This is a genomic window from Streptacidiphilus sp. EB129, assembly GCF_041262645.1.
Classification (GTDB): domain Bacteria; phylum Actinomycetota; class Actinomycetes; order Streptomycetales; family Streptomycetaceae; genus Streptacidiphilus.
Window position 1 is genome coordinate 250,595 of the sequence record NZ_JBGCCS010000005.1, and the last position, 24,852, is coordinate 275,446.

A 24,852-nucleotide genomic window follows, 5' to 3' on the forward strand; every position below is an offset into this window, starting at 1 on the left:
TGTTGCCCGGCCCACCCTGGGTCGAGCCCGATCCAGTCCATCGATTCAGCGCGCCCGTGTCCGCGTTCGCCGATGTGCCCGCGGAGCTGGCCGGTCGTCTCAGCGGCGGTGCCCAGCCGCCGCCCGAACCGTACGAGGACGAGGGGCCGCCCGGCCGGTCGGCGCGGCTGCCGCGCCTGCTGATCGTCCTGATCTGCCTCGGCTATCTCGTCGGCTCCGCCATCGGCTGGGGCTCGCAGGAGATGGCCGACTTCATGGGCGACTTCGGCCTCGCGGCGGCCGCGCTGACCGCGTCGCTGTCCTGCCTCGGCTACGGGTGCAGCCCCGGCGCCCACCGCAACCGCCCGGCCTGGCTCTGCTTCGGCGTCTCCTCGCTGATGGTGGCGCTCGGCAACGGCACCTGGGGCTGGTACGAGGTGGTGCTCCGGGTCCCGGTGCCGACGACCTCCTTCGCGGACTTCGCCTTCCTGCTGTTCGCGCCGTCCGCGATCACGGGCCTGCTGCTGCTGGCCAGCCGGCCCCGCAGCGCGGCCGGCTGGATCTGCCTGGCCCTGGACGGCTGGCTGATCGCCGGATCACTGCTGACCCTCGGCTGGAGCCTGGCCCTGGCCCGCGCCGCGCACGGCGACGCGGGCAGCCCGCTGCGGCTGACCATGGCGCTGGCCTACCCGGTGCTGGACATCCTGCTGGTCAGCATGGTGCTGGGGCTGCGCTTCCGCAGCCGGGACAGCAACCGCGCCGCGGTGCACACGGCGATGGTGGCGCTGGCGCTGACCGTGCTCTGCGACGCCCTGTTCACCACCCAGGCGCTCAAGGACACCTACCACTCCGGCCAGCTCCTGGACGCCGGCTGGTTCACCGGCAGCATGCTGCTGGCCTGGGCGCCCTGGGCCCGTCCCGCCGTCGGCCACGGCCCGGCGGGCGGCCCGGCAGGCGCCGTGGTCCGCGCGGTCCGGCCCCGGGTCGCCTCCACCTTCAGCGCGCTGACCCCGTACGCGGCCGCCGCGGTGTGCACCGTGGGGCTGCTCTACAACGCCTTCGGGCAGCGCGAGTTGGACCGCTTCGTGCTGCTGGTCACCTGCACCGTGGTGTTCGCGCTGATCCTGCGTCAGGGCATCATGCTGCTGGACAACCTGGCCCTGGCCCAGCGCCTCTCGCACCAGGAGAACCACTTCCGCTCACTGGTGCAGGGCTCCAGCGACGTCATCATGATCGCCGATCCGGACGGCATCCTGCGCTACGTCAGCCCGGCCGCCACCGGGGTGTACGGACGCTCCGCCGAGGACCTGGCCGGCAAGCGGCTGACCGACCTGGTCCATCCGGAGGACCTCGGCCACGTCCTGTGGGAGGTGCAGCGTTATCTCGCGCAGGGGCCCGACGACGGGTCCACCGCCCGGATCGAGTGCCGGATCCGCTCCGGGGCGGGGGAGTGGCTGGACGTGGAGTCCACCGTCAACCGCTACCGGGACGGCCTGATCTTCAACTGCCGGGACGTCTCCGAACGGGTCCGGCTGCAGGCCCAGCTGGAGCACAACGCCTTCCACGACGCGCTCACCGACCTGCCCAACCGGGCCCTGTTCCTGGACCGCAGCCGCGCCGCGCTGGGTGCCGTCGGCGGTGCCGCTGCCGCCGCCGGGCCCGCTACGGCCGGTCGGACCGAGGGCGCCGGCGTGGCCGGGGACGGCGGCCCCCCGCCCGGTGTGGTGGTGCTCTTCCTGGACCTGGACGGCTTCAAGGCGGTCAACGACACCGCCGGCCACCAGGTCGGTGACGAGCTGCTGGTGCAGGCCGCCCGCCGGCTCCAGGACACCGTCCGCACCGGCGACACCGTCGCCCGCCTCGGCGGCGACGAGTTCGCGGTACTGCTCACCGGCCTCTCCCCGGAGCTGGCCGAGCAGCAGGCGCACGAGGTCGCCGAGCGGCTGCGCGGCGCCCTGTCCGCGCCGTACTGGATCGGCGGCGAGGAGCTGGCCGTCGCGGCCAGCATCGGCATCGCCTTCGCCGAGCCGGGGGTCACCCCGGCGAAGCTGCTGCGCAACGCCGACCTGGCGATGTACCAGGCCAAGAAGAACGGCAAGGGCCGGGTGTCGGTCTACGACCCACAGTTGCGCAGCGACCTGCGCCGCCGTACCGAACTGGAGCAGCGGCTGCGGGTCGCGGTTCGCGAGGGGCAGTTCGCGCTGCTGCACCAGCCGGTGGTGGAACTGGAGACCGGCGCCGTGGTCGCCCTGACCGCACAGGCCCGCTGGCGCTCCGCGCACGGCCTGCTGTTCACCCCGGCCGAGTTCCTGCGCGCGGCCGAGGGCGGCGAGCGGGCCGCCCGGTTCGCCCGCTGGACGGTGGAGCAGTCGCTGCTGCAGGCGGCCGAGCGGCGGGAGCGGCTGGGCGCCGCGGTCGCCCCGGTCCCGGTCGTGGTCCGGCTCTCGGCCCGCAGGGCCGGGGCGCCGGGGCTCTGCGACAGCATCGAGACGCTGCTGAAGCGCACCGGACTGCCGGCCGGCCTGTTACTCCTGGAGATCGCCGACCTGGACGGCGGCGACGGCCGGGCCGGCCAGGTCGAGGAGCTGGTCCGGCGGCTCACCGCGCTGCGCCGGCTGGGCATCGGCCTGGCCCTGGACGGACTGGGCGGCCCGGCCGCACCGCTGAGCGCGCTGCGGCGCATCCCGGTGGACCAGGTCACCGTGGAGGGCAGCCTGGTGGACGGGCTGGTCGAGTCCGCCTTCCTGCGCACGCTGACCACGTCCCTGCTGCGGCTCGGCCGGGAGCTGGGTCTGACCACCGTCGCGGACGGCGTGGACCACCCCGCGCAGGCGCTGCTGCTGCGCGAGCTCGGCTGCCAGCGAGGCCGGGGCCGGCTGTTCTCCGGCGGCCTGGAGCAGCAGCAGCTGGACGCGGTGCTGCGTGGCCCCCGGTTCCCGGTGCCACGGCCGGCCACGGCCGACCTGCCCCGGCTGGTACACCCTTCGGGTGAGTCCAGGGCCGAGCCGCGCAGCGATCCGCATCCGCACGACCAGCATCCGCACGAGCCGTACCACCATCGGGCGGCCCGGCCGCGCCCCGGCCCTGACCAGGCCGGACGTCCGCTGAGCTCGGCGCAGAGCAGCCATCTTGCGCTTGGTCCGTATGATGAGACGTCCATTCCTCCGGCTTGACACCCCCAGGGGTGCCGGAGGAAGGTCGGGGCCATGAGCACCCGAATTCTCGTACTTGGCGGGCGCGTCGGCTGATCCGGATCCCGGAATCACACAAAGCTGACGCGCCACCCCTCGCATGCCCCCGGGCACGAGGGGTTTTTTGTTGCCACTGCACCAGCCAAAGAGCACCCGAGCTGCGACTCTTGTGCTGTGACTCTTGACCGTGACCCTCAACAAGCAAGCGCCGTGCTGCGCCTCTTGAAGCAGCAGTAACCCTCCGAGAAGGAATCAGCATGACTGAGCAGGCACCCGCAGCCCCGCAACGCGGTGAGACCCCCGTCGCCGAGCCCATGACCGGGGCCCAGTCGCTCATCCGCTCGCTCGAAGCGGTCGGCGCGGAGACGGTCTTCGGAATCCCCGGCGGTGCGATCCTGCCGGCGTACGACCCGTTGATGGACTCGGTGAAGGTCCGGCACATCCTGGTGCGCCACGAGCAGGGCGCGGGCCACGCGGCGACCGGGTACGCGCAGGCCACCGGCAAGGTCGGGGTCTGCATGGCGACCTCGGGTCCGGGCGCGACCAACCTGGTGACGCCGATCGCCGACGCCTACATGGACTCGGTGCCGATCGTGGCGATCACCGGCCAGGTGGCCAGCAAGGCGATCGGCACGGACGCCTTCCAGGAGGCGGACATCTGCGGTATCACCATGCCGATCACCAAGCACAACTACCTGGTCACCGATCCGGCGGAGATCCCCCGGGTGATCTCGGAGGCGTTCCACATCGCGGCGACCGGCCGTCCGGGCCCGGTCCTGGTGGACATCGCCAAGGACGCGCTGCAGGCGAAGACGGTGTTCCGCTGGCCGGTCGAGCACCAGCTGCCCGGTTACCGCCCGGTCACCAAGCCGCACGCCAAGCAGATCCGCGAGGCGGCCCGGCTGCTGACCTCGGCCCGGCGTCCGGTGCTCTACGTGGGCGGCGGGGTGCTCAAGGCCGGCGCGACCGCGGAGCTGCGGATCCTGGCCGAGCTGACCGGGGTGCCGGTGGTGACCACGCTGATGGCGCTGGGCGCGTTCCCGGACACCCACGAGCAGCACCTGGGCATGCCCGGTATGCACGGCAGTGTCGCGGCGGTCACCGCGCTGCAGAAGGCGGACCTGCTGTTCGCGGTGGGCACCCGTTTCGACGACCGGGTCACCGGGCGGCTGGACACCTTCGCCCCGCACGCCAGGATCGTGCACGCGGACATCGACCCGGCCGAGATCGGCAAGAACCGCACCGCGGACGTGCCGATCGTCGGTGACGCCCGGGAGATCCTGGCGGATCTGATCCAGGCGGTGCAGGCCGAGTTCACCGCCGGGGTCACCCCGCGTTACGACGAGTGGTGGGAGCAGCTCAACACCTGGCGCAAGACCTACCCGCTGGGCTACGAGGCCGCCCCGGAGGGGATGCTGAGCCCGCAGCAGGTGATCGAGCGGATCGGTCAGCTGGTGGGGACCGACGCGGTCTACGCGGCCGGGGTGGGCCAGCACCAGATGTGGGCCTCCCAGTTCCTGACCTTCGACAAGCCGGCCACCTGGCTGAACTCCGGCGGCGCGGGGACGATGGGGTACGCGGTCCCGGCGGCGATGGGCGCCAAGGCCGGTCTGCCGGACACCCAGGTGTGGGCGATCGACGGTGACGGCTGCTTCCAGATGACCAACCAGGAGCTGGTCACCTGCGCGCTGAACAACATCCCGATCAAGGTCGCGGTGATCAACAACGGGTCGCTGGGCATGGTGCGGCAGTGGCAGACGCTCTTCTACGACCAGCGCTACTCCAACACGGTGCTGCACGCGGGCCCGGACCACGACGGCATCGCCCAGCCCGCCCAGGGCACCCGGATCCCGGACTTCGTCAAGCTGTCCGAGGCGATGGGCTGCTACGGGCTGCGCTGCGAGCGTCCGGAGGACCTGGACGCGGTGATCCAGCAGGCGATGGCGCTGAACGACGCCCCGGTGGTGATCGACTTCATCGTCCACCAGGACGCCATGGTCTGGCCCATGGTCGCCGCCGGTACCAGCAACGACGAGATCCTCGCCGCCCGCGACGTCCGCCCCGACTTCGGCGACCAGCTCGACTGACCACCCCGGACCCTTCGAACTACAGGGATAGAGAACCCATGTCCAAGCACACCCTCTCCGTCCTGGTCGAGAACAAGCCCGGCGTGCTCGCCCGCATCGCCGCGCTGTTCTCCCGCCGGGGTTTCAACATCGACTCGCTCGCCGTCGGACCGACCGAGCACCCGGACATCTCCCGGATGACCATCGTCGTCAACGTGGAGGACCTGCCGCTGGAGCAGGTCACCAAGCAGCTCAACAAGCTGGTCAACGTCATAAAGATCGTCGAGCTGGACCCGGCCGCGGCGGTCCGCCGCGAGCTGGTCCTGGTCAAGGTGCGCGCGGACAGCGAGACCCGCTCCCAGATCACCGAGATCGTCCAGCTGTTCCGCGCCAAGACCGTGGACGTCTCCCCGGACGCCGTCATCATCGAGGCCACCGGCGGCTCGGACAAGCTGGAGGCGATGCTGAAGATGCTGGAGCCGTACGGCATCAAGGAGCTGGTGCAGTCGGGGATGGTCGCGGTGGGCCGCGGCGCCCGCTCCATCACCGACCGCTCGCTGCGTGCGCTCGAACGCAGTGCCTGATCACAGCAGTGCCTGATCAGAGCAGCACCTGAGACGGTTATCTCACTATTCGAGAACAAAACCCGTGCGTCGCCGACCGGCGTACGGTGGTGCCCAACCACAGACACACGCAAGGAGAAGCCAGCGATGGCCGAGCTGTTCTACGACGACGACGCTGATCTGTCCATCATCCAGGGCCGCAAGGTGGCGATCCTCGGCTATGGCAGCCAGGGCCACGCCCACGCGCTCTCGCTGCGCGACTCCGGCGTCGACGTCCGCGTCGGTCTGCTGCCCGAGTCCAGGTCCCGGGCCAAGGCCGAGGAGCAGGGCCTGCGCGTGGTCACGCCGGCCGAGGCGGCCGCCGAGGCCGACGTCATCATGATCCTGGTGCCGGACCCCATCCAGGGCGACGTCTACAAGGAGGTCGTCGAGCCCAACCTGAAGGCCGGCAACGCGCTGTTCTTCGGCCACGGCCTGAACATCCGCTTCGGCTTCATCACGCCCCCGGCCGACGTCGACGTGTGCATGGTCGCCCCGAAGGGCCCGGGCCACCTGGTCCGCCGCCAGTACGAGGAGGGCCGCGGCGTGCCCTGCATCGTGGCGGTCGAGCAGGACGCCACCGGCAAGGGCCTGGAGCTGGCGCTCTCCTACGCCAAGGGCATCGGCGGCACCCGCGCCGGCGTCATCAAGACCACCTTCACCGAGGAGACCGAGACCGACCTCTTCGGCGAGCAGGCGGTCCTCTGCGGTGGCGCGTCCGCGCTGGTCAAGGCCGGTTTCGAGACCCTGGTCGAGGCCGGGTACCAGCCGGAGATCGCCTACTTCGAGTGCCTGCACGAGCTCAAGCTGATCGTCGACCTGATGTACGAGGGCGGCCTGGAGAAGATGCGCTGGTCGGTCTCCGAGACCGCCGAGTGGGGCGACTACGTCACCGGCCCCCGCATCATCACCGCCGACACCAAGGCCGCGATGAAGCAGGTCCTGGCCGAGATCCAGGACGGCACCTTCGCCAACACCTGGATCGCCGAGTACAAGGCCGGCCTGCCCAAGTACAACGAGTACAAGAAGGCCGACAGCGAGCACCTGCTGGAGACCACCGGCAAGAAGCTCCGCAAGCTGATGAGCTGGGTGGACGAGGAGGCGTAAGCCCGCACCCCAGCTCGCTCGCGGGGACGTCCGTCGACAGGGCGTCCCCGCGCCTTTGTACGGTTCGTACGGTCCCGTGCGGGTGATTCCTCCGCACGGGCGCGAGGCCAGACCTCGTCCCTCGCTAGACTCCGATTGCGCGTCAGGCCCACAGCGTCGTGCGTCTCCAACGCGGCATGCCACCCCTCCACCATGCCGTCCGTCTGGGTGCCACTCCCATCCATGCGGCAGGGGAGCCCCGGACAGTAAGGACCACTGTCGTGAGCGCTGCTACTCCTCAGAAGCCTGTCGTCCTCATCGCGGAAGAACTCTCCCCCGCGACCGTGGACGCGCTCGGGCCCGACTTCGAGATCCGCCACTGCGACGGCGCCAACCGGGCCGAGCTGCTGCCCGCCATCGCCGACGTGGACGCGATCCTGATCCGCTCCGCCACCAAGGTCGACGCGGAGGCCATCGCCGCCGCCAGGAAGCTGAAGGTCGTCGCCCGCGCCGGCGTCGGCCTGGACAACGTGGACGTACCCGCCGCCACCAAGGCCGGCGTGATGGTCGTCAACGCCCCGACCTCCAACATCGTCACCGCCGCCGAACTGGCCTGTGGTCTGCTGATCTCCACCGCCCGGCACATCCCGGCCGCCAACACCGCGCTCAAGGCCGGGAAGTGGGCCCGCAGCAAGTACACCGGCGTCGAGCTGGCCGAGAAGACCCTCGGCGTGGTCGGTCTGGGCCGGATCGGCGTCCTGGTGGCCCAGCGGATGTCCGCCTTCGGGATGAAGATCGTCGCCTACGACCCCTACATCCAGGCCGCACGCGCCGCCCAGATGGGCGTCAAGCTGATGTCGCTGGACGAGCTGCTGGAGGTCTCCGACTTCATCACGGTGCACCTGCCGAAGACGCCGGAGACCGTCGGCCTGATCGGTGACGAGGCGCTGCACAAGGTCAAGCCGACCGTCCGGATCGTCAACGCCGCCCGCGGCGGCATCGTGGACGAGGAGGCACTCGCGGCCGCCCTCAAGGAGGGCCGGGTGGCCGGCGCCGGGCTCGACGTCTATGCCAAGGAGCCCTGCACCGACTCCCCGCTGTTCGGTTTCGACAACGTGGTCTCCACCCCGCACCTGGGTGCCTCCACCGACGAGGCGCAGGAGAAGGCCGGAATCTCGGTGGCCAAGTCGGTCCGTCTCGCCCTCGCCGGCGAGCTGGTCCCGGACGCGGTCAACGTCCAGGGCGGCGTCATCGCCGAGGACGTCCGTCCCGGCCTGCCGCTGGCCGAGAAGCTGGGCCGGATCTTCACCGCGCTGGCCGGCGAGGTCGCGGTGCGCCTGGACGTCGAGGTGCGCGGCGAGATCACCCAGCACGACGTGAAGGTGCTGGAGCTGTCGGCCCTGAAGGGCGTCTTCGAGGACGTCGTGGCCGAGACCGTCTCCTACGTCAACGCGCCGCTGTTCGCCCAGGAGCGCGGCCTCGAGGTCCGGCTGACCACGACCAGCGAGAGCCCGGAGTACCGCAACGTCATCACCGTCCGGGGCACCCTGACCGACGGCCGCGAGGTCGCCGTCTCCGGCACGCTGACCGGTCCCAAGCGGATCCAGAAGATCGTCGGCGTGGACACCTTCGACGTCGACCTGGTCCTCACCGACCACATGGGCTTCTTCCGCTACGACGACCGCCCCGGCGTGGTCGGCACGCTCGGCCGGGTGCTCGGCGACGCCGGCATCAACATCGCCGGTATGCAGGTCTCCCGCGACGACGAGGCCGGCGACGCCCTGGTGTCGCTCACTGTGGACAGCGAGATCCCGCAGACGCTGCTGGCCGAGATCGCCGTCGAGATCGGCGCCAAGTTCGCCCGTTCGGTGAACCTCAACTCCTGACCTTTCCGTGGTCTGCGTCTCAGTTCCGGATCGCCCCGGCACCTGACGCCCGGTCAATCCCAGCGCCCCGCACGTCCTCCGGACGGGCGGGGCGCTGCCGTGTCCGGGTGGGTGCCGTCTCAGATAGTAGGAAATCCAAGTACTTCTGCAGACAGTTCCAGAACCCTGGCGTACCGTGAAGTAGATCGGACGATCTGCCGTATCCTCGGCCAGCTCCGACCGGCCCTCTACGCGGGTGATCCCTGCGCGGCCCCCTCCTCACACCCCCCGCGTGAACGGAGTCCCCCTCATGGACCAGCTGCGCCCGCAGACCCCCCGCCCCCAGACCACCGACCGCGCCAAGGCGGCCGCCGCCCTCCAGCGTGCGCTGGACCGCCGCGACAACGGCGGCGTCACCGGTCACGACCACAGTTAGCCCCAACCGCAGCCAGGGCCCCTGCGCGGCGGCGGCCGGCCGGCCGACGACCTGGACGACGTCCATATGACGGACTCCTGATGCCCACCTGCTGGAACCAGGAGTAAGGTCCCGATCATGTCTCGCACTCTCCGCCTCGCAGTGATCCCCGGTGACGGCATCGGCCAGGAAGTCGTCGCCGAGGGGCTCAAGGTCCTCGCCGCCGTGCTCCCCGCCGACACCAAGGTGGAGACCACCGAGTACGACCTCGGCGCCCGTCGCTACCACGTCACCGGCGAGATCCTGCCGGACAGCGTCCTCGATGAGCTGAAGCAGAACGACGCCATCCTGCTCGGCGCCATCGGCGACCCGTCGGTCCCGTCCGGCGTGCTGGAGCGCGGGCTTCTGCTCAAGCTGCGGTTCGCCTTCGACCACCATGTGAACCTGCGTCCCGGGAAGCTCTTCCCGGGCGTCAGCTCCCCGCTGGCGGGACAGCCGGAGATCGACTTCGTCGTGGTCCGCGAGGGCACCGAGGGGCCGTACGTCGGCAACGGAGGCAGCCTGCGCACCGGCACGCCGCAGGAGGTCGCCACCGAGGTCAGCCTGAACACCGCGTTCGGGATCGAGCGGGTGGTCCGCGACGCCTTCGCCCGGGCCCAGGCCCGGCCGCGCCGGAAGCTGACCCTGGTCCACAAGAACAACGTGCTGGTGCACGCCGGCCACCTGTGGACCCGGATCTTCAACCAGGTCGCGGCCGAGTACCCCGAGGTCAGCACCGACTACCTGCACGTCGACGCGGCGACGATCTTCTTCGTCACCCAGCCGGAGCGCTTCGACGTCATCGTCACCGACAACCTCTTCGGTGACATCCTCACCGACCTGGCCGCCGCCGTCACCGGCGGGATCGGCCTCGCCGCCAGCGGGAACATCAACCCGAGCGGCGCGTTCCCGTCGATGTTCGAGCCGGTCCACGGCTCGGCCCCGGACATCGCCGGACAGGGCAAGGCGGACCCCACCGCCACCGTGCTGTCGGTCGCGATGCTGCTGCGCCACCTGGGCCTGGAGCAGGAGGCCGTCCGGATCGAGGCCGCCGTGTCGGCGGACCTCGCCGAGCGCGTCGCACTCACCGCACCGCGTACCACCGAGCAGGTCGGCGACGCCCTCGCCGCCCGAGTAGCCGGCTGACCAGCCGGCCCACCTGCTGACGGACCCCACGAGCGGTCCGGAGGAGAGCGAGCCGAGATCCGGCTGGTCAGCAAGTCTGTGACCCCGGCAACACCGGTTCGCACCTTCCGGGCCGCTTTGGCGCGCCTCGACCTCGGCGGCTGTTCGAGTGACCCGGGAAGGTGCGACCATCGACCTTGGGCCCCCACGACCGTTCGGGCGGGCCGCCATGACGACACGGTGAAGGACGTATCCGCCATGACTCCCAACGAGCCCATCGAGATCGAGCTCAAGCCCTCGGCCCACCCGCTCTCCGCCGCCGAGCGCGAGGCCCGGCTGGCCAACCCCGGATTCGGCCGCTTCTTCACCGACAACATGGTGACCATCCGCTGGACCGAGGGCCGCGGCTGGCACGACGCCCAGCTCACCCCCTACGGCCCGCTGGAGCTGGACCCGGCCACGGCGATCCTGCACTACGGCCAGTCGATCTTCGAGGGCCTCAAGGCCTACCGCACCGCCGACGGCCGGATCCAGACCTTCCGCCCGTACGCCAACGCCGAGCGCTTCCAGGCCTCCGCCCGTCGTCTGGCCATGGCCGAGCTGCCGCAGGAGACCTTCGTCGCCGCGGTGGAGGCGCTGGTCCAGCAGGACCAGGCGTGGGTCCCCGAGACCGGTGAGGCCAGCCTCTACCTGCGTCCGTTCATGATCGCGACCGAGGTCGGCCTGGGTGTCCGCCCGGCCAACGAGTACCTGTTCGTGCTGATCGCCTCCCCGGCCGGCGCCTACTTCCCCGGCGGCATCAAGCCGGTCTCGGTCTGGCTCTCCGAGGAGTACGTCCGCGCCGCGCCCGGTGGCACCGGCGCCGCGAAGTGCGGCGGCAACTACGCCGCCTCGCTCGTGGCCCAGGCCCAGGCGGCCGCGCAGGGCTGTGACCAGGTGGTCTGGCTGGACGCGATCGAGCGCCGCTGGATCGAGGAGATGGGCGGGATGAACCTCTACTTCGTCTTCGGCGAGGGCGAGGACGCCCGCATCGTCACCCCGGAGCTGTCCGGCTCGCTGCTGCCCGGGATCACCCGGGACTCGCTGCTCTCCATCGCCGCCGACCTCGGCTACGGCACGGAGGAGCGGAAGATCTCCACCGACGAGTGGCGCGAGGGTTCCGCGGCCGGCACCCTGACCGAGGTCTTCGCCTGCGGCACCGCCGCGGTGATCACCCCGGTCGGGTCGGTCAAGGCCGCGCGCGGCGGGTGGGCCGTCGGCGACGGCAACCCCGGCCCGGTCACCCTCCGGCTCCGCGAGACGCTGCTCGCGCTGCAGAGCGGCCGCCGCGAGGACACCCACGGCTGGATGCACCCCATCGTCTGACCTGTGCTTCTCCCGCACGCGGGCAGCCCCTGAGGGGCGCGAGGAATTGCGCTGCCAACCCTGCACCTCCGTAGAGGGCTGGTCGCGCAGTTCCCCGCGCCCCCAGGTAGTAAGGGGGTTGCTCATCTGCACAGGGTTCCCCGCGCGCCCCCAGGCAGTATCGGGTTCCGCATGCTGAGACTGACCGTCCCGGATGGCGCGACTGTGCCACACTGCAAGCGTGTCCTCGCTCCAGCGCATTATTGGCAGCAGGCGCGCCGGTCCTCAGTGACCGCTCCGCACGATCGACCCGTACGCGGAACGGACACCGTGTCCTCAGACCCGCGCGCAGACCTCTCGCATCCGCGAGGGGTCTTTTTCGTTGTCCGGCGTGTTCCCACAAGGATCGCCCCGACATCCGAGCCGCGCCCGGCAAAGGTGGACAGTGGAGTCGGATCCCCCAGTAGGCAGACCCTGCTGGGGGGCCAACCAGCCCCCGGACAGGAGACCCCAGGCCATGACGACCCTCAGCGACGACTTCCACGTCTTCGACACGACCCTGCGCGACGGTGCGCAGCGCGAGGGCATCAACCTCACCGTCGCCGACAAACTCACCATCGCCCGCCATCTGGACGACTTCGGCGTCGGCTTCATCGAGGGCGGGTGGCCCGGCGCCAACCCCCGCGACACCGAGTTCTTCGCCCGCGCCGCCGTCGAGCTGGAGCTGCGCACCGCCCGACTGGTCGCCTTCGGCGCGACCCGCAGGGCCGGCGGCGAGGCGGCCACCGATCCCCAGCTGGCGGCGCTGCTCGCCTCCGGGGCCCCGGTGATCACCCTGGTGGCCAAGTCGCACGACCGGCACGTCGAACTGGCGCTGCGCACCACCCTGGAGGAGAACCTGGCCATGGTCGCCGACAGCGTCGGCCACCTGCGGGCCCAGGGGCGCCGGGTGTTCGTCGACTGCGAGCACTTCTTCGACGGCTACAAGGCCAACCCCGAGTACGCGCTGTCCGTGGTCCGCGCGGCCGCCGAGGCCGGGGCCGATGTGGTGGTGCTCTGCGACACCAACGGCGGGATGCTCCCGGCCGGGGTGCACGCCATCGTCGCCGAGGTGCTGGCCAGGACGGGTGCCCGGCTCGGCATCCACGCCCAGGACGACACCGGCTGCGCGGTCGCCAACACCCTGGCGGCGGTGGACGCGGGCGCGACCCATGTGCAGTGCACCGCCAACGGCTACGGCGAGCGGGTCGGCAACGCCAACCTGTTCCCGGTCACCGCCGCGCTGGAGCTCAAGCACGACCGCCGGGTGCTGCCGGAGGGCGCGTTGCGCGAGATGACCCGGATCTCGCACGCCATCGCCGAGGTGGTCAACCTGACGCCGTCCACCCACCAGCCGTACGTCGGGGTCTCCGCCTTCGCGCACAAGGCCGGGCTGCACGCCTCCGCGATCAAGGTCGACCCGGACCTGTACCAGCACACCGACCCGGCGCTGGTCGGCAACAGCATGCGGATGCTGGTCTCGGACATGGCCGGCCGGGCCTCGGTGGAGCTGAAGGCCAAGGAACTCGGCTACGACCTGGCCGGGGACCGGGACGCGGTCGGCCGGGTGGTCGCCACCGTCAAGCGGCGGGAGAACCTCGGCTACACCTACGAGGCCGCGGACGCCTCGTTCGAGCTGCTGCTGCGCGACGAGATCCGCGGCAGCCGGGACCGCTTCTTCGAGCTGGAGTCCTGGCGCACCATCGGCGAGCAGCTCGCGGACGGGAGCCAGGCCAACGAGGCGACGGTGAAGCTGCGGGCCAGGGGCGAGCGCATCATCGCCACCGGCGAGGGCAACGGCCCGGTGCACGCCCTGGACATGGCGCTGCGGGTGGCGCTGGAGCGGTTCTACCCGCAGTTGGCCGCCCTGGAGCTGGTCGACTACAAGGTGCGCATCCTGGAGGGCCAGCACGGCACCTCGTCGCAGACCCGGGTCCTGATCACCACCAGCGACGGCAAGGACGAGTGGTCCACCGTCGGGGTGGCCGAGAACGTCATCGGCGCGTCCTGGCAGGCACTTGACGACGCGTTCACCTTCGGCCTGATCCGGGCCGGCCTGGAGCCCTGAGGGGACAGTCAAGGGGCCGCTGCGCACTGCGCGGCGGCCCCTTTGACGACTGCACCTCGTGGATCGGCAGAGCCTGGATCAGCAGAGCCTGGATCGGCAGAGCGGCTCAGCGGAGCCGGGCGAGGAGGGCGTGTTCGACGAGGGTGATGAGTGCGGACTTGGCGCTGTCGCGGCGGCGGGCGTCGGTGGTGATGACGGGGGTGTCGGGGCCGAGTTGGAGTGCTTCGCGGACTTCTTCGGGGTTGTGGGACTGGCTTCCGTCGAAGGCGTTGAGGGCGACGACGAAGGGCAGGCCGCTGTTCTCGAAGTAGTCGATGGCGGGGAAGCAGTCGGCGAGGCGGCGGGTGTCGACCAGGACGACGGCGCCGATGGCGCCGCGGACCAGGTCGTCCCACATGAACCAGAAGCGGTCCTGGCCGGGGGTGCCGAAGAGGTAGAGGATCAGGTCCTCGTCCAGGGTGATACGCCCGAAGTCCATGGCGACCGTGGTGGTGGTCTTGTCGGCGACGTGGCTGATGTCGTCGATGCCGGCCGACGCCGAGGTCATCACGGCCTCGGTGCGCAGCGGGTTGATCTCGGAGACGGCGCCGACCAGGGTGGTCTTGCCGACGCCGAAGCCACCCGCCACGACGATCTTCGCCGAGGTGGTCGTGCGGGCTCCCGTGGCGGCCGGTGGAGCGGGCCTAGAGCTTGCGAAGTCCACTGAGCACCCTTTCGAGCAGTGTCACGTCTGGCGTGCCACCGGATTCGCCTCCGGCGGCGGGCTGGTGGATCGCGACCAGGCCGGACTCGGCCAGGTCGGCGACGAGAATGCGGGCCACGCCGAGCGGCATGGAGAGCAGCGCCGAGATCTCGGCCACGGACTTGATGTCGCGGCAGAGATTGCAGATCCGCTGGTGCTCGGGCAGCAGCGAGCCGATCCGCTCCGGGGCCGCGGTGGTGGACACCAGGGCCTCGATGGCGAGCTGGTAGCGCGGGCGGGTCCGGCCGCCGGTCATGGCGTACGGACGGATCAGCGGCTCCTCGTCCGGCTCCGGCTCCTGGGGCGGCTGGTGCTTCCAGTCGTCCGCGTAGGAGGGGCGGCTGGAGTAGCCGGAACCGGTCGTCGCGCCGAGGTGGGAACCGGGACGGGCCGGGTAGCCGGACTCCTGGTACAGGGGCTCCCCGTAGCCGTTCCGCTGCGGGTCCTGCTGGTCCTGACCGGGATAGGCGGGGTACCCAGAGGCGTAACCGCCGCCGGGACCGCCGAACGCGTCATGACCTGTACCGGGATAGCCGGCTCCGTACTGGCCGTTCTGGTCCTCGGGCGGTGTCACGGTTCCTCCTCACAGTGGAACGTACGGGGCGAACTGCGGGGTGAAGCTGACGAGCGGGTGGAGCGGACGAACAGGCCGTGCGGTGGAGCGGTCGGTGGTGCGAACGGTCAGTGCAGCAGGCTGCCCTGGAGTTCCGCGCGCAGTGCCGGGGTGAGCACCGTACCGGCGCGGTCGACCAGGAGCGCCATCTCGTACCCGACCAATCCGATGTCACTGTCCGGGGAGGCCAGGACGGCGAGGGAGGAGCCGTCGGAGACGGCCATGATGAAGAGGAAACCGCGTTCCATCTCGACGACGGTCTGGGTGACCCGGCCGCCTTCGAAGATCCGCGAGGCGCCCTGGGTGAGCGAGGTGAGACCGGAGGCGACGGCGGCGAGCTGGTCGGCGCGGTCGCGGGGGAAGCCCTCGGACATGGCCAGCAGGAGACCGTCGGCGGACACCACCACCGTGTGCGACACCCCGGGGGTGTTGTCCACGAAGTTGGTGATCAACCAGTTCAGGTTCTGTGCCGCCTGGGACATCTGACTCACTGCTAACGCTCCGGATGGTTCGGGCCGCCGAAGAGATCGGTGCTGCCGTGCTGGTCGGGGGAGGGGGTGTCGCCGACGCTGTGTCCCTGCTGGATGCCGCGGCGCAGATTGGTGAGCCGGCCGCGGACCTCCTCCGGGGAACGGGACAACTGGGGTGCGGCGGCAGTCTGTTGGGTGCCACCGACTTCCTGAACGTTACCCGGCAGCAGGTTCTGCCGCGGGATCCGTCGGGGAAGCCCGGCGGCGGTGGTGTCGCCGACGAGGGGTCCGGAGGCCGGGGGAGCCGCGAAGGGTGTGGCGGGCGGGAAGGCCGGGGCCTGCTCGCCCTCGTCCTCGCGGGCACCGGTGAACCAGTTGGGGCGCTCGCCGGCCGCGCGGTCGCCGATGGCGCGTCCGCCCAGGGCCTGGCCCGGACGGCGCTGCGGCAGCGCGCTGCCGGAGCCGCTGCCGCCGGACCCGTTCGCGCCGGGGGAGGGCACGGGGGTCGGACGCTGCGGGAGCGCCGGCGGGGTGTGCGGCTGGAAGGCCACCGGCTGCTCGGCCACCGGTGCCGCGGACTGCGGCTCCTCCGCGTAGTACGGGTGGCCGTACTGCTGCTCGGGCTGGTACGGGTCCTGCGGCCGGCCGTAGCCGGGGTCGGCGGACTCGAAGTGCGCGGCGGTGTAGCGCCCGGCCTCGTACGAGGCGTCGGGGGCCGGGTAGGACGGGGTGGACGAGTTGAAGCCGTCGAACCCGTCGAAGTCCCGCCCGGCGCCGGCCGGCCGGCCGGGGGCCTGGGCGCCGCCCTGGCCGCCCGCCTGGCCGCCTGTCTGGCTGCCTGTCTGGTATTCAGCGGCGGCGGCGTAGGGGAGACCGAAGTTGCGGTCGAAGTCGGCACCGTAGTCGGGGGTCGGCGGGGCCTGCTGGTAGCCGGTCTCCGGATAGCCCTCGGCGTGGTAGGCCTGCGCTGCGGGCTGCTCGGTGTACGGCTCCGGGGCGTAGGCCCCGGCGTTGTAGGCCTGCGCCGCGGGCTGCTGGGGCTCCGGCGCGGCGGGGACGGCCTGCGGGCCGGTCTCCAGCGCCGGGGCCACCGGGCCGCGGCGCTGCTCCAGCCGGGGGGACCGGCCCAGACCGGCCGCGGCGGCCGGCTCCTGGCCGGTCAGCTGCCGGTCGTAGCGGCTGTCGTCGAAGCCCAGCTCGCTGGCGCTGCGGGCGCCGTCGGGGCCGCCGAAGGCGCCGGGCTCGGGCTCGCCGTAGATCCGCGAGACGGTGAACTGCTCCTCGGGCTCGGCGGGCCGCGGCAGCTGGGTGAGGTGGTCCGGGACCATCACCAGCGAGGTGGTGCCGGCCGACTCGCCGGAGGGCCGCAGCTGGACCCGGATGCCGTGCTTCTCGGCCAGCCGGCCGACCACGAACAGACCCATCTGCCGGGACACCGAGGCGTCCACCGTGGGCGGGTCGGCGAGCTTGTTGTTGATCCCGGCGAAGTCCTCGGCGGTGAGGCCGATGCCCTTGTCGTGGATCTCGATCAGAACCCGGTGGTCCGGAAGGCGGGTGGCGGTGACCCGGACCCGGGTCTGCGGGCTGGAGAAGGTGGTGGCGTTCTCCAGCAGCTCGGCGAGCAGGTGCACGATGTCGGTGACCGCCGGGCCGACCACGTCGGTCTCCGGGATGCCGCTGAGCTCGATGCGCTCGTACTGCTCCACCTCGGAGGCGGCCGCGCGCAGCACGTCCACCAGCGGGATCGGGTCGTTCCACTCGCGGCCGGCCGACTCGCCGGCGAGGACCAGCAGGTTCTCGCCGTTGCGGCGCATACGGGTGGCCAGGTGGTCCAGCTTGAACAGGTTCTCCAGCTGGTCCGGGTCCGCCTCGTTGTTCTCCAGCTCGGTGATCAGGCCGAGCTGGCGCTCGATCAGGCCCTGGCTGCGGCGGGAGAGGTTGGTGAAGATCGCGTTGACGTTGCCCCGCAGCATGGCCTGCTCGGAGGCGAGCCGGATGGCCTCGCGGTGGACGTCGTCGAAGGCCCGGGCCACCTCACCGATCTCGTCCCTGCCGTCGATCGGGATGGGACGCACGGTGGTGTCCACCCGGTCCGGGTCGGTCTTGGAGAGCCGCTGGACCAGGTCGGGCAGCCGGGTGGAGGCGATCTCCTGGGCGGAGTCGCGCAGCGTCCGCATGCCCTGGATCATCGAGCGGGCGACCACGGTGGTGACCAGCGCGGCGAGCAGCAGCGCGGCCAGGGTGATCGCGGCATCGAGGATCATGCCGGTGCGGGCGGAGTTCGCGGCGTCCGCCGAGTGCTGGACCGCCTGCGCGGTCAGGTTCTTCTCGACGGCGCGGATGGCGTTGAACTCAAGGGTGTTGGCGGCCATCCAGTTCGCCGGGGTGACCCCGGCGGCTTCCAGCTGCTTCGGCGTCATCTCCGCGCTGATGTCGTTGACCATCGTCGGGATGTCCGGCGGCGGGGTGAACGACTGCCCGGCGGCCTTGGCCTGGGCGGCGGCCTGCTGTACCGCCGCCTGCCCCTGCTGGGTGGCCGTGGCCAGCGCGGCCTGCAGCTCCTGCACGATGGCCGGGTCGGCGGCGCTGGTGAACTCCTCCTGGGCGACGTTCTGCAGGAACAGGTAGCCGAAGACACGGACCACCTGGGTCTGCCGGCCGGAGGAGGTCATCGGGACGTTCTTCTGCAGCAGCAGGTGCATCCCGATGGAGCGGTTGACCGACACCGCGTCCTTGGCCAGCGTGATCGCGTAGATCGAACGGGCGTCGGAGGTGATGTTGGCGCCGGCGCCGTTGCTGCCGCCGCCGGCGTAGCCGAGCTCGTTGTCCAGTGCCTGCATCGCGGAGAGCAGGCTGGAGTAGCCCTCCTCGGTCACCACGCCGGGGGCGTCGTAGGTGGCGTTGCGCAGCTGCTTGAGGTTGGCCAGCTGCTGGGTGGCGAGCTTCAGCCGCGCCTGCAGGTGTCCGGTGTTCGGCGCGCTCGCGGCCAGCGTGTTGAAGGCGGCGATGCTCGCGTCGGTGGCGGTCCGCAGCGCCTGGACCGCCGGTGTGACGCCCTGGCCGGTCACCAGCGGCTCGACGGAGAGGTCGCGCTCCTGGTCCAGGCTCTGCGTGACGTCGGTCGCGGCACCGACCAGGCGGGCGGTCTTCTCGGCGTCCGAGGCCGACTGCCAGGTGGTGTAGGAGCTCTGCACCCGGAGCGCGCCGAAGGTGAGCGCGAGCACCACCGGGATCAGCAGCGTGACCACCAGCTTGGTGGGCAGGCGACGGTTGCGCAGGGAGAACCGGCCGACCGGCCGGACATCGGGCGCAGTACTGGCGCTGGGGTCTGCCTGCTTCTGCCTCACTCGACAACAACCTCTCGGCCGGGGCGGCCATTTCTGAACGTGCTACAGATCTGCGCGGATCGCTGGAATTTCAGCACGTACGCGGTGTACGGGCCAAACACCTGCGGAGGACCCGCGTCCTGACAATAAAAGGGACATAAGGCCCCAGCTGTGGCGAATGCGCCTGCTTTGGTGGGCACTGCGTGTGCATGTGCTCACCTCACGTGACTCCGGTGAAGGAATTGCGTGTCCAACCGTTATGCAACCGCCGGTTCCGGAAGACGCCCCGTTACCGCGCGTTCACCGGAGCCGGGCGAGGAGGGCGTGTTCGACGAGGGTGATGAGTGCGGACTTGGCGCTGTCGCGGCGGCGGGCGTCGGTGGTGATGACGGGGGTGTCGGGGCCGAGTTGGAGTGCTTCGCGGACTTCTTCGGGGTTGTGCGTCTGGCTTCCGTCGAAGGCGTTGAGGGCGACGACGAAGGGCAGGCCGCTGTTCTCGAAGTAGTCGATGGCGGGGAAGCAGTCGGCGAGGCGGCGGGTGTCGACCAGGACGACGGCGCCGATGGCGCCGCGGACCAGGTCGTCCCACATGAACCAGAAGCGGTCCTGGCCGGGGGTGCCGAAGAGGTAGAGGATCAGGTCCTCGTCCAGGGTGATACGCCCGAAGTCCATGGCGACCGTGGTGGTGGTCTTCCCGCTGACGTGCGTCAGGTCGTCGATGCCGGCCGAGGCCGAGGTCATCACGGCCTCGGTGCGCAGCGGGTTGATCTCGGAGACGGCGCCGACCAGGGTGGTCTTGCCGACGCCGAAGCCACCCGCCACGACGATCTTCGCCGAGGTGGTGGCGCGGGTCGCGGTGGGAGGCGCAGCCCCGTAGGGCGCCGCGGGCCTAGAGCTTGCGTAGTCCACTGAGCACCCTTTCGAGCAGTGTGACGTCCGGAGTGCCGCCGGACTCGGAGGCGGCTGCCGGTTGGTGGATGGCGACCAGGCCGGCTTCGGCCAGGTCGGCGACGAGGATCCGGGCCACGCCGAGCGGCATGGGCACCAGCGCCGAGACCTCGGCGACGGACTTGACCTCACGGCAGAGCTGGACGATCCGGGAGTGCTCCGGGAGCAGCGTCCCGGCCCGGTCGGCCTGTGAGGTGGTGGAGATCAGCGCCTCGATCGCCAGTTGGTAGCGCGGACGGGTCCGGCCACCGGTCATCGCGTAGGGGCGCACCAGCGGCTGCTGCGCGCCGCTGTACCCACTACTGCCGTACGGACCGGAGCCTTGGGGCGGGGTCATCTGTCCTCCTTGTGCTGCAGCGGTCCGTCGTGCCTCTCCGCGGCTGGGTGATTGAAGTGAGGGGCCGTCAATCGTCGGTGCTGGAACAGCGGGGTGGTGCGAACGGTCAGTGCAGCAGGCTGCCCTGGAGCTCGGCGCGCAGCGCCGGCGTCAGGACGTCCCCGGCACGGTCGACCAGGAGGGCCATCTCATAGCCGACCAGGCCGATGTCGCTGTCCGGGGAGGACAGGACGGCGAGGGAGGAGCCGTCGGAGACGGCCATGATGAAGAGGAAGCCGCGCTCCATCTCGACGACGGTCTGGGTGACCCGGCCGCCTTCGAAGATCCGCGAGGCGCCCTGGGTGAGCGAGGTGAGACCGGAGGCGACGGCGGCGAGCTGGTCGGCGCGGTCGCGGGGGAAGCCCTCGGACATGGCCAGCAGGAGACCGTCGGCGGACACCACCACCGTGTGCGACACCCCGGGGGTGTTGTCCACGAAGCTGGTGATCAACCAGTTCAGATTATGTGCAGCCTGGGACATCTGGCTCATCTGGCTCAGCGCTCCTGGGGGTTGGTGCCGTACGGGCCGTTGCCCTGATTCGGGCCGGCCTGGTTCGGGTTGCCCGTTCCTGCCTGGCGACCCTGCTGGATGCCACGGCGCAGGTTGGTGAGCCGGCCGCGGACCTCCTCGGGGGAGCGGGAGACCTGGGGGCCGTCCGCCGGGGCGGACTCCGCCTGACCGGGCACCAGGTTGGCCTGGGGCACCCGTCGCGGCAGACCGGACGGCAGCACGCCGCCGGCGCTGGGCTCGCGCACCTGCTCCGCGCGCCGCCAGACCTCGTCGTTGGCGGAGGCCCGCCACGGCACCGAGGCCGCGGTGGCGCCGGAGGGCGCGCCCTCACCGAACCCGCGCTCCGGCTGCTGCCGGCGCGGCGGGGTACCGAACGGAGCCTGCGGCTGCGCCGGGGCGACCGGTCCGGAGGCGGCGAACGGGTCCGCGGACTGCGCCTGCACCGGCAGCGGGCGCTGCGGTGCCACCGGCGCGGCGGGCTGCGCCGGGGCGGGCGCGGCGGCCTGCGGGTTCTGGGCGTTCTGCCCGTCGCCGTAGACCTGAACCGCGCGCATGCGGTCGGCGCGGCCACTGCGGAACCAGTTGGACTCCATGGCCTCGAAGATCGGCGAGCTGCCCGAACCGGACTCGGACGGCGGAAGCGCCCGGGTCAGCGGGTGGTTCGCCGCGTCCGCGGCCTGGGACATCGCCGTCTGCGCCATCGGGTTCTGCGCCATCGGGTTCTGCGCCAGGACCGGCAGCGCGGGCGTGGGGGCCTGCGGCTGCTGCCCGGAGAACTGCTGGCCGGGGCCCTGCTGCCCCGGGAACTGCTGGCCGGCGTACGGCTGTCCGCCGGCCTGCGGGCCGGTCGGCAGCTGCCCGGTGGGCTGCTGGCCGTGCTGGCCGGTCAGCTGCTGGGGAGCGACCGGACGCGGCGGCAGCGGCTGCGGTGTTGCCGGACGGGGCTGCGACTCGTCGTCGAAGTGCGGACGGGCGAACTGCAGGGTGCCGTCCGGGGTGTCCACCGGCTGCGGACGCCCGGCGGGGGAACCGTGCTGGGGCTGCTCGGCCCAGAGCGCGTGCTCCTCCATCGGCGCGGCCGGCGGCGGGGTCGGCTGCTGCGGACGCGGCGAGCGCTGCGGCCCGCCCGTGCCGGGACCGAAGTCCGGTCCGGCGCCACGGCCCGGCCCGCGCCCGGCGTCCGGGCCGAAGCCCGGGGTCTGGCCGCTGTCCGGGCTGAAGCCCGGTGTCTGGCCGGTGTCGGAGCCGAAGCCACGGCCCTGGTCGCCGCGGCCGCCGGGGGCGAAGCCCTGCGGGTCCTGGCTCTGGCCGCGGACCGGCAGCGGGTTCTGGCCGCGACCGCCGTCCGCACCGAAGCCTGCGGCCGGGTCCTGCGGGGCGTTCTGGGCCGCGTTCTGCGGCTGCTCGCGGCGCGGCCGCTGCTGCGGCGGCTGCGGGTCGCCGAACGGGTCGGTGCCGGCCGGCGGCAGCGACGGGCTGCCGCCGCGGCGCGGCAGGCCGGGCTGCTGCGAGGACTGCGCGGACGGCGAGGACTGGGACGGCTGCGGGCCCTGCGGGGCGGGCGCCGGCTGCGGGGGCAGCGAGGGGCGGGCCGAGGGACCGCCGGTCGGGCCGCCGTTCAGCGGGGTGCGACCGGGGGCCTGGGGCATCGCGTTGCGCTGCTCCGGGCCGCGGACCTGCGGTCCGCCCTGGCCGCCGCGCTGCGGGCCGCCCTGCGGAGCGGCACCGCCGCGGCGCTCGGCCGCGTTGGTGACGTCCACCGGCAGCATGACCAGCGCGGTGGTGCCGCCGGAGTCGCTGGGGCGCAGCTGGATCCGGATGCCGTGACGCAGCGAGAGTCGACCGACCACGAAGAGGCCCATGCGGCGGGAGACGGAGACGTCCACCACCGGCGGGTTCGCCAGTCGCTCGTTGATCTCGGCGAGGTCGTCGGGGGAGAGGCCGATGCCGGTGTCGTGGATCTCGACCAGCACCCGGCCGTCCGGCAGCGCGTGACCGGTGACCCGGACCCGGGTCTGCGGGCTGGAGAACGAGGTGGCGTTCTCCAGCAGCTCGGCGAGCAGGTGGACGAGGTCGTTGACGACTCGTCCGGCCACGTCGGCGGTGGGCACCGAGGCCAGTTCGATGCGCTCGTACTGCTCCACCTCGGAGGCGGCGGCGCGGAGCACGTCGACCAGCGGCACCGGGCGGGTCCAGCGTCGGCCCGGGTCCTCACCGGCGAGGACCAGGAGGTTCTCACCGTTACGGCGCATACGGGTGGCGAGGTGGTCCAGCTTGAAGAGGCTGGCCAGCTGGTCCGGGTCGGCCTCGCGGCTCTCCAGCTCGGAGATCATCGACAGCTGGCGCTGGATCAGGCCCTGGGAGCGGCGCGAGAGGTTGGTGAACATCGCGTTGATGTTGCCTCGCAGCAGGGCCTGCTCGGCGGCCAGGCGCACCGCCTGCGCGTGGACCTGGTCGAACGCGCGGGCCACGTGGCCGATCTCGTCGGTGGTGTTGATCCCGATCGGCGCGACCGAGGTGTCCACGTCCTGCGGGTCCGACTCGGAGAGCGTGCGGACCAGGTCGGGCAGCCGGTGCTCGGCGACGTCCTCGGCGGCCATCTGCAGCTTGTTCAGGGTGCGCACCATGGAGCGCGCCACCAGGGCGGCGCCGGCCACGGCGACCAGCAGGACCAGTGCGATCAGCACGGCGTTGATGATGGCGTCGCTCTGGGCCTGGCTGCGCAGCGTGTTGGTCTGCGTGTTCAGCGCGGAGACCAGGGTGCTCTCGTCGAGGCGCATCGCGTTGATCTGGGTGGTGGCCTCACCGTCCCAGTCACGGAAGGCCGGGATCTCGCTCTGCTGGAAGGAGCTGAATCCGGGGTCCGGCGAGTTCAGCAGGCTGTTGGTGAACGCGTAGGTCCGCTGGATGTTGGTGTTGCTGGTCCAGCTGCCGATCAGGTACTTCGCCGGCAGCGAGCCGTACAGGTCGGTGAAGGCGGTCTGGCGCGCGGTGGCGTCGTTGAACGCCGCCAGCGCGTAGGCCTTGTCGCCCGCGGTCAGGTTCTGCGGCCTGGAGGCAAGTCCGGCGCTGACCGTCGCGCGAATGATGGACATGTCCTCCTTCCACTTGGAGAACTCCTGCAGCGCACGGGTGGTCTGGATCAGCTGCGAGTTGGACGAGGCCAGGGCCAGGTCCTGGCTCAGCGTCAGCAGCGGGGTGATCAGTCCGTCGTAGGCCTGGACCGTCTGCAGCGACCCGGCGTCGGCTCCGTTGCGGAACGCGTGGGTGCGGATGGCGAGGCGGTCGTCGAGGCTCTGCTCGATGGTCAGGATGTCGACGCCGTTGCCGGGCAGGCTGCTGCGGTCGATCGAGTCGACCAGGTTGGTGAAGCCCGTCTTCCTCGTGTCCGTGAGCTTCTGCGCCGCGACGACCGGGTCCTGGGTGGGGTCGTTCGGGTTGTCGGTGATCAGCCCGGCCATGGTGTCGCGCTCGTCCTCGAGCGCGGTGGCCAGGTCGGTGGCCGAGGCGGCCACCAGACCGAGCTGGGACACGTTCGCGAGCTGCTGCTGGGTCTGCAGCGACTGCTGGATACGGAAGCCACCGAGCACGATGGCCGCGATCACCGGGAGCACCAGCAGGGCGGTGAGTCGGGTACGGATACGCCAGTTGCTGAGGGCGTACCGGCGCATGCCGGTGACCCGGGTCGGCGTGAGCCGTCCTATTCGGGCCTTGGCGGCGTCGGCCGTCGACTGGCGGCCGCCCGTCGTCGCGTCGGTGCCCCGGCCCGCGTCCGCGCTGGGGGGAGCGGTCGGTGCCGGCTGCTGGCGGTTGGTCTTTCCGCGGTCCGCCGAGTCGCCCGGGCCGCCGCCACCCCTCTTGATACGTCCCTGCACTAGCGTCGCAACCTCTGGACCAGGCGTCCCCCGCGAGAACGCGGACAGGACGGTGTCGAGTTTCGGGCGGGCGCGGATCCGTTGGTGCGGACCCTGGAAGTGCCCTTGTGCCGCCGTGGAGTGGGCCCCGGCGCTGGCAGTAGCGCAGTGAAGGGGTGTCCTTCGGCGGTCC

At 71.5% G+C, this 24,852-nt stretch carries 17 protein-coding genes; 9 read left to right on the top strand and 8 right to left on the bottom strand.

Annotated elements, in window-relative coordinates; genetic code table 11:
- The first annotated feature begins 167 nt into the window (after positions 1-167).
- From ABH925_RS08905 to cimA, 9 genes are all read left to right on the top strand, one after another.
- Entirely contained in the window at positions 168-3,152 is a 2,985-nt protein-coding gene (locus ABH925_RS08905; protein ID WP_370146820.1) for a putative bifunctional diguanylate cyclase/phosphodiesterase, read from the top strand.
- Positions 3,153-3,427: 275 nt separating this feature from the next.
- Entirely contained in the window at positions 3,428-5,257 is a 1,830-nt protein-coding gene (locus ABH925_RS08910; protein WP_370146658.1) for an acetolactate synthase large subunit, read from the top strand.
- Positions 5,258-5,295: 38 nt separating this feature from the next.
- Positions 5,296-5,820, top strand: coding sequence for an acetolactate synthase small subunit (ilvN, locus tag ABH925_RS08915; protein WP_370146663.1), 525 nt, complete (start codon positions 5,296-5,298; stop codon positions 5,818-5,820).
- A gap of 126 nt (positions 5,821-5,946) precedes the next feature.
- Positions 5,947-6,945, top strand: a complete 999-nt coding sequence (ilvC, locus tag ABH925_RS08920) for a ketol-acid reductoisomerase (protein ID WP_370146664.1) — start codon at positions 5,947-5,949, stop codon at positions 6,943-6,945.
- A 260-nt stretch (positions 6,946-7,205) separates the two neighbouring features.
- A complete protein-coding gene (gene serA, locus ABH925_RS08925) occupies positions 7,206-8,810 on the top strand; it encodes a phosphoglycerate dehydrogenase (protein ID WP_370146667.1) in 1,605 nt (534 codons plus the stop codon).
- A gap of 289 nt (positions 8,811-9,099) precedes the next feature.
- Positions 9,100-9,225 (top strand): hypothetical protein, encoded by a 126-nt coding sequence (locus ABH925_RS08930; protein WP_370146668.1) that lies wholly within the window; start codon positions 9,100-9,102, stop codon positions 9,223-9,225.
- A 117-nt stretch (positions 9,226-9,342) separates the two neighbouring features.
- Positions 9,343-10,389, top strand: coding sequence for a 3-isopropylmalate dehydrogenase (locus ABH925_RS08935; RefSeq protein ID WP_370146671.1), 1,047 nt, complete (start codon positions 9,343-9,345; stop codon positions 10,387-10,389).
- A gap of 237 nt (positions 10,390-10,626) precedes the next feature.
- Positions 10,627-11,733, top strand: a complete 1,107-nt coding sequence (locus tag ABH925_RS08940) for a branched-chain amino acid aminotransferase (protein ID WP_370146673.1) — start codon at positions 10,627-10,629, stop codon at positions 11,731-11,733.
- Between the two features lie 496 nt (positions 11,734-12,229).
- The gene (cimA, locus tag ABH925_RS08945) at positions 12,230-13,819 is read left to right on the top strand and encodes a citramalate synthase (protein ID WP_370146675.1); all 1,590 of its coding nucleotides are present in this window, start codon (positions 12,230-12,232) and stop codon (positions 13,817-13,819) included.
- 106 nt (positions 13,820-13,925) lie between these two features.
- Here the strand turns inward: cimA and ABH925_RS08950 are convergent, their stop codons facing one another.
- From ABH925_RS08950 to ABH925_RS08985, 8 genes are all read right to left on the bottom strand, one after another.
- Positions 13,926-14,522, bottom strand: a complete 597-nt coding sequence (locus ABH925_RS08950) for an ATP/GTP-binding protein (protein ID WP_370146677.1) — start codon at positions 14,520-14,522, stop codon at positions 13,926-13,928.
- The gene (locus ABH925_RS08955; RefSeq protein ID WP_370146678.1) at positions 14,503-15,135 is read right to left on the bottom strand and encodes a DUF742 domain-containing protein; all 633 of its coding nucleotides are present in this window, start codon (positions 15,133-15,135) and stop codon (positions 14,503-14,505) included. Before ABH925_RS08955 ends, ABH925_RS08950 begins: the two co-directional genes overlap by 20 nt.
- A 107-nt stretch (positions 15,136-15,242) precedes the next feature.
- Positions 15,243-15,656, bottom strand: coding sequence for a roadblock/LC7 domain-containing protein (locus tag ABH925_RS08960; RefSeq protein WP_370084116.1), 414 nt, complete (start codon positions 15,654-15,656; stop codon positions 15,243-15,245).
- Positions 15,657-15,667: 11 nt separating this feature from the next.
- Entirely contained in the window at positions 15,668-18,991 is a 3,324-nt protein-coding gene (locus ABH925_RS08965) for a nitrate- and nitrite sensing domain-containing protein (RefSeq protein ID WP_370146680.1), read from the bottom strand.
- A gap of 279 nt (positions 18,992-19,270) precedes the next feature.
- Positions 19,271-19,879, bottom strand: coding sequence for an ATP/GTP-binding protein (locus tag ABH925_RS08970; protein WP_370146681.1), 609 nt, complete (start codon positions 19,877-19,879; stop codon positions 19,271-19,273).
- Positions 19,860-20,255 carry a DUF742 domain-containing protein gene (locus ABH925_RS08975; RefSeq protein WP_370146684.1) on the bottom strand — a complete coding sequence of 132 codons (396 nt, stop codon included), beginning with the start codon at positions 20,253-20,255 and terminating at the stop codon, positions 19,860-19,862. Before ABH925_RS08975 ends, ABH925_RS08970 begins: the two co-directional genes overlap by 20 nt.
- A 106-nt stretch (positions 20,256-20,361) precedes the next feature.
- Positions 20,362-20,784 carry a roadblock/LC7 domain-containing protein gene (locus ABH925_RS08980; protein WP_370146685.1) on the bottom strand — a complete coding sequence of 141 codons (423 nt, stop codon included), beginning with the start codon at positions 20,782-20,784 and terminating at the stop codon, positions 20,362-20,364.
- A gap of 5 nt (positions 20,785-20,789) precedes the next feature.
- Positions 20,790-24,680: a nitrate- and nitrite sensing domain-containing protein gene (locus ABH925_RS08985; RefSeq protein WP_370146686.1), complete on the bottom strand. Its 3,891-nt coding sequence runs from the start codon at positions 24,678-24,680 to the stop codon at positions 20,790-20,792.
- Positions 24,681-24,852 lie beyond the last annotated feature (172 nt).